General features: G+C 45.1%; 6 protein-coding genes. 4 read left to right on the forward strand and 2 right to left on the reverse strand.

Going from position 1 to position 4,742, the window contains the following annotated elements:
• Positions 1-118 precede the first annotated feature (118 nt).
• The 4 genes from C7B77_RS24380 to C7B77_RS30415 all read left to right on the forward strand — a co-directional run bounded on the left by C7B77_RS24380 (position 119) and on the right by C7B77_RS30415 (position 2,347).
• The gene (locus C7B77_RS24380; RefSeq protein WP_106311028.1) at positions 119-805 is read left to right on the forward strand and encodes an HAD family hydrolase; all 687 of its coding nucleotides are present in this window, start codon (positions 119-121) and stop codon (positions 803-805) included.
• A 354-nt stretch (positions 806-1,159) separates the two neighbouring features.
• Complete coding sequence (gene psbZ, locus C7B77_RS24385; protein ID WP_015157691.1) at positions 1,160-1,348, forward strand: photosystem II reaction center protein PsbZ; 189 nt, start codon at positions 1,160-1,162, stop codon at positions 1,346-1,348.
• Between the two features lie 247 nt (positions 1,349-1,595).
• Positions 1,596-2,084, forward strand: a complete 489-nt coding sequence (gene ribH, locus C7B77_RS24390) for a 6,7-dimethyl-8-ribityllumazine synthase (RefSeq protein WP_106311031.1) — start codon at positions 1,596-1,598, stop codon at positions 2,082-2,084.
• A gap of 110 nt (positions 2,085-2,194) precedes the next feature.
• Positions 2,195-2,347 (forward strand): hypothetical protein, encoded by a 153-nt coding sequence (locus C7B77_RS30415; RefSeq protein WP_181244009.1) that lies wholly within the window; start codon positions 2,195-2,197, stop codon positions 2,345-2,347.
• Positions 2,348-2,428: 81 nt separating this feature from the next.
• On the opposite strand, the gene C7B77_RS24395 is transcribed toward C7B77_RS30415, so the two are convergent.
• Positions 2,429-3,289 carry a dienelactone hydrolase family protein gene (locus C7B77_RS24395; RefSeq protein ID WP_106311038.1) on the reverse strand — a complete coding sequence of 287 codons (861 nt, stop codon included), beginning with the start codon at positions 3,287-3,289 and terminating at the stop codon, positions 2,429-2,431.
• Between the two features lie 136 nt (positions 3,290-3,425).
• On the reverse strand, positions 3,426-4,742 hold a 1,317-nt coding region (locus C7B77_RS24400; protein ID WP_106311034.1), incomplete at its 5' end, for an iron uptake porin.

The raw sequence follows: 4,742 nt of genomic DNA on the forward strand, positions 1-4,742 counted from the left end.
TCATTAATCCTCTTCACCTACGAAATTGGTTTGCTAATTGTTGCTACTGTACTTCATAACAAAGGAAAGTGCTGTATGCTGGCGCGATAACACACCCTACAAGATTATTGCTGATGTGATGAATAAAGCGGTTATTTTTGATTTAGATGGAACGTTACTCGATCGATTTATCTCGATCGAGCAATTTATCGCCGCACAATACGATCGACTAATCGAACGTTTAGGCCATATATCAAAAGTCGATTATGCAGCCAGATTTATCGAACTAGACTGTCATAGCTATGTTTGGAAAGACAAGGTTTATCAAACGCTAGTTGATGAATTTAAGATCGATCGCATGGATTGGCAGGATTTATTAATAGATTACGAAACACAGTTTCAATATCATTGCGTGCCATTTCCATTTCTGGTAGAGACACTCGATAAGTTAAAACAGCAAGGCTACTTATTAGGTATTATCTCAAATGGACGCGGCGTATTTCAAATGAGCGCGATCTCAGGATTGGGAATTAACGACTATTTTGATGTTATTCTGATTTCGGAAATAGAGAAGATTAGGAAACCACAACCAGAAATTTTTCATAGAGCGATCGATCGATTGGGTAGCTCGGCTCAAAATAGCGTCTTCGTCGGCGATAATCCAGAGACAGATATTACAGGAGCCAAGAATGCCAGACTGCAGGCGATTTGGAAACGTAATTCGCAGTGGTTGGATCCAAAGGACGCAGATGCAACTATTGACGAACTCAACGAAATCCCTGCGCTCCTCCAACAGTTCGAGGATACCCACGAGCGGTCAAAATAGCAGCAGCACAACGACTTCCAGTCGTTGCTAGTGGTGCAAAGTCCGCCTACGCGGACTCAGAGTTCTAGTGTCTTAAACGTTTTGGCGATGGCTATACAGTTCGGTTAAAACAAGATCTTTGTTTGATACTAGTCCGCGTTCGCGTAGCGTCTCGTAGAGAAGGCGGACTTTGCATCACTAGCAGCGGTTTCAACCGCTAGGTGACTATTTGTCACAGAGATACAGCCATATCCTAACCAGAGCCAGGGGATCGTAGATAGAGAAAAGCACCCAGAATTAACCAACAACCCACAAAGAGGTGCTAAATTTTTAATAGCTAAGTTAAAATATTGCTGTTTTGGGAGCGTATATATAATGATCGTAATTTTCAACCTGGCACTATTTGCCTTGGTACTACTGTCTTTCGTGATGATCGTCGGCGTGCCTGTTGCTTATGCAGCACCACAAAACTGGGATCGATCGAAACAACTCCTGTTCGTCGGTTCGGGAGCTTGGACGATTCTCGTCGTGGTTGTTGGAGTTCTAAACTTCCTGGTAGTCTAGATTGTCGCTGTTGTCGATCGGTTGCAAGAGCAACTACATTGTCTTGTTTTGCCACCGATCGCAACTCTTAAATTTATAGCCTCCATAGCTATTCGTTGCGATCGAGATCGTCAAGAAAACGCCATACTCATCCGATCGAGATTTGAGGATGTAAGGATTGACAGGTAATGGTTATCGGTACCATCCACTCATCCACTCATCCACTCATCCACCCATCCACCCCTCTCCCCTCTCCCCTCTACATTAAATGTCAGTTTTTGAAGGCACTCTCGTCTGCGATAGTTCTCTACGGTTCGCGATCGCGATCGGTCGTTTTAACGATCTTGTTACCAATAAACTTCTAGAAAGCTGCCAGGATTGTCTCAAACGCCACGGAATTGATATCGACCCTCATGGTAGTCAAGTAGATTATGTGTGGGTGCCAGGGTGCTTTGAGATACCACTGGTGGCGAAAAAATTGGCAGAATCCGGTCGCTATAATGCGATTATCTGCTTGGGTGCGGTAATTCGCGGCGATACGCCTCATTTTGATTATGTATCCTCAGAAGTCGCCAAAGGTGTTGCAGCGGTAGGGTTTCAAAGCGGTACGCCAGTAATTTTTGGGGTGCTGACTGTCGATACCATGACTCAAGCCTTAGAACGTGCCGGAATTAAAGGCAATCATGGTTGGGGTTACGCGCTCAACGCGATCGAAATGGCCACATTAATGAAATCTTTGCCCACAACAGCGGGTTAAAATATCTTTTGTCGAGACGAATTAAGATCTGTCTTTTGATGCATTTCAGCACTCTAAACAGTTGGTATATTGTAGTTATATAGCTAACTTTTTACACAGAGGTCAATGATATGAAACCAATGATTTGGCATCCAGAAGAAAAGGATAAAAAAGTTAACGAGTACATCGACAAAACTAATCGCGCACCCTATTTTGGCATCATTTTAGGGATTATCGGACTATTTACTGTATTTAGTACGGCAGTGTTATTGGGAGTGTTCTAAAGTCGTAAACTCGGCTTCGATCTGAAGCAAGCATTGGTATGTAATGAGCTTTAACGTACCAATGCAACAGCTTTTGAGGGACTACTTTCGCTTTTTCGGCTTGAGATTTTGACTGAAGAATCCAGTAGTCATTAACCAAGCTTCTGCTTCGGCTGCTGGTGCGTAACTAGCTTGCCTATCGCTGCTCATAAAACCGTGTCCGGCATTGGGAAACAGATTGAGAATATAACGTTTTTTAGCTTTAGATAATGCGGTAGCAATTCGTCCGTGTTCGTCAGCCGCAATCATATTATCTTCGCTACCATACATCAGCATAATCGGCGATTGCATAGATGTAACCCGATCGAGTAAAGATTTGCGTCCCATCGAATTTTCGGGAGCAGCATCGATACCACCGCCATAAAATGAGATCGCTGCTTTGATTTTGGTAGGATAGGTTGCATTGGTGAGAAAAGCATATCTACCGCCCATACAAAATCCAACTACACCAATTCCATTGGCATTAATTTCCGATTTGCCAGCTAGGAAATCGATACTTTTACCGATATCGCTCATCACTGCATTATCATCGAGCGATTTGAGTTTTGCTACTGCACCTGCGACATCAGTATAAGCATAAGTAGCCCCCCGATAAAAGTCTGGCGCGATCGCGGCAAATCCAGACTGCGCCAACCGATCGCAAACACTCCGACACCATTTATTCAACCCAAAAGCTTCCATTAAGACGATAACGGCGGGAAATTTGCCCGTTCCTACTGGCGTGACATAGTAGCCAGGTAAATCTTTGGCAATTTGAATATTTTTACCCGCAATTGCTGTCGATTTGGCGATCGGTAATGTGGTGTTAGAATCTGGTTGTTTGGCCGTACTCAGTTGGGAGTTAGCGATAACTGCGGCTGTAGCAATGCTGGATGCTCCCAGTAAGATGTCCCGTCGTTTCATTGATTTTGGGCTGTAGATGATTGAGTACTCTTTATTAGTAAACAGCATACAGCGATCGCTTGCTAGTTTATCTATTGCCAATAAAAATAGCCCCGACTTCTTAGAGGAGTTAGGGCTATTTTCACATTACAGGCAACTAGAACACAAAAGTTGTCCGAATCGTACCGAGATATTCAGTCGGATTACTTGAATTATGTTCGGGGTTAGTCAACATCAATAAACCGGGTGTAATATACAGGTTGTCGCTGACTTTGTACTTGTAAAAAGCTTCGATATGCAAACTGGTATCGCGATCGACACGAGTCGGAGCACCATTAACCAGGAAACTATTACTAGTTACTTTAGGCTGCATCCCTACCACAAATCCCAAAGTACTGCCCTTGGAGCCAAAATCCTTAAATGCCAGAGTTCCGGCATAGTTCCAGATGTCAGCCGAACCAGCTCCTGTCTGTCTGGTTGCTTGAGTCAAACCACCCCAAGCCGAGAGCACTACTTCTTTGGAGAGATTGACGCTGGCAGCTAGAGAGTAGTGATTGGCTGTAGTTGGAGAACCACTGAACGGATTGTTGGCGATCGCACTACCATTGTTTCCCGAAACCAGTGTACCAGTGGCATTGTAAGCACGGGCATAGATCAAGCCCAAATTCACATCCTCAGTAGGCTTCACTGTAAGCTGAGAAAACAGCACGTTAGAACCATTAAATAGTCCATTGCCACCAGTCGGATCGTTAACACCGCTGGGTACAGCATAGCTCAATACCAACCCTAAATTGGGGCTGAACTTGTGGTCTACACCAATACCTGCGCCTTCACCACTGAGACGATAGATGGGGTTGAATCGTCCAAATCGGGTCACAGCACCAAGACCAGCAGCCTGATGTTCGGGGTTGAAAGTGTAGTAGTTATCGTTAAACTCACTCCCGACTGTTTCAACAAATACTTTAGTTGTTGGAGCTAGGGGCAGTTGGTACTGCAATCTTTGGAGCGTAACATTGTTGTTGTCGTTACCTTCAAACCCTAACCGCGCCATGTTGGTACCAGAGGCAGCACCTGCAAAAGATGTACTATTGCGTGCTTGCAACCGGACTAGGAGCAAATCCTTTCCGGTAAAGCTACTGCGGAAATTGAGCCGCACGCGATCGGAGAAAATTGTAGTACGTGTCGCAGTGGCGGGGCCACCTGCTAGTCCAGTAACGGCAAAAATCGCTTCACCAACTAGTTTAGTTGTAGTGGAGAAAGCTTGTTTTTGGACGGTAGCTAATTTCTCCTCAACAGCCACGAGCCGATTGTCTACAGCTTGTAGCTCGGCACTAAAAGACTGCACCAGCCCTTTGAGCCTGTCGAGATCTTGTTGAGAGATCGTTTCTTCTTGCTCTACTTGTGGTTCGGGCGGTGCCACTGGAGCGGGTTCGGGCTGAGGGGGTGCGACATCAGGCGTCGTGAGTGGCGGTGG

It is taken from the genome of Chamaesiphon polymorphus CCALA 037 (genome assembly GCF_003003845.1).
GTDB lineage: Bacteria > Cyanobacteriota > Cyanobacteriia > Cyanobacteriales > Chamaesiphonaceae > Chamaesiphon > Chamaesiphon polymorphus.

Coding starts and splice junctions, on each gene's coding strand:
- C7B77_RS24380 (WP_106311028.1), top strand. CDS start 119: ATGAATAAAGCGGTTATTTTTGATTTAGATGGAACGTTACTCGATCGA.
- psbZ (WP_015157691.1), top strand. CDS start 1,160: ATGATCGTAATTTTCAACCTGGCACTATTTGCCTTGGTACTACTGTCT.
- ribH (WP_106311031.1), top strand. CDS start 1,596: ATGTCAGTTTTTGAAGGCACTCTCGTCTGCGATAGTTCTCTACGGTTC.
- C7B77_RS30415 (WP_181244009.1), top strand. CDS start 2,195: ATGAAACCAATGATTTGGCATCCAGAAGAAAAGGATAAAAAAGTTAAC.
- C7B77_RS24395 (WP_106311038.1), bottom strand. CDS start 3,289: ATGAAACGACGGGACATCTTACTGGGAGCATCCAGCATTGCTACAGCC.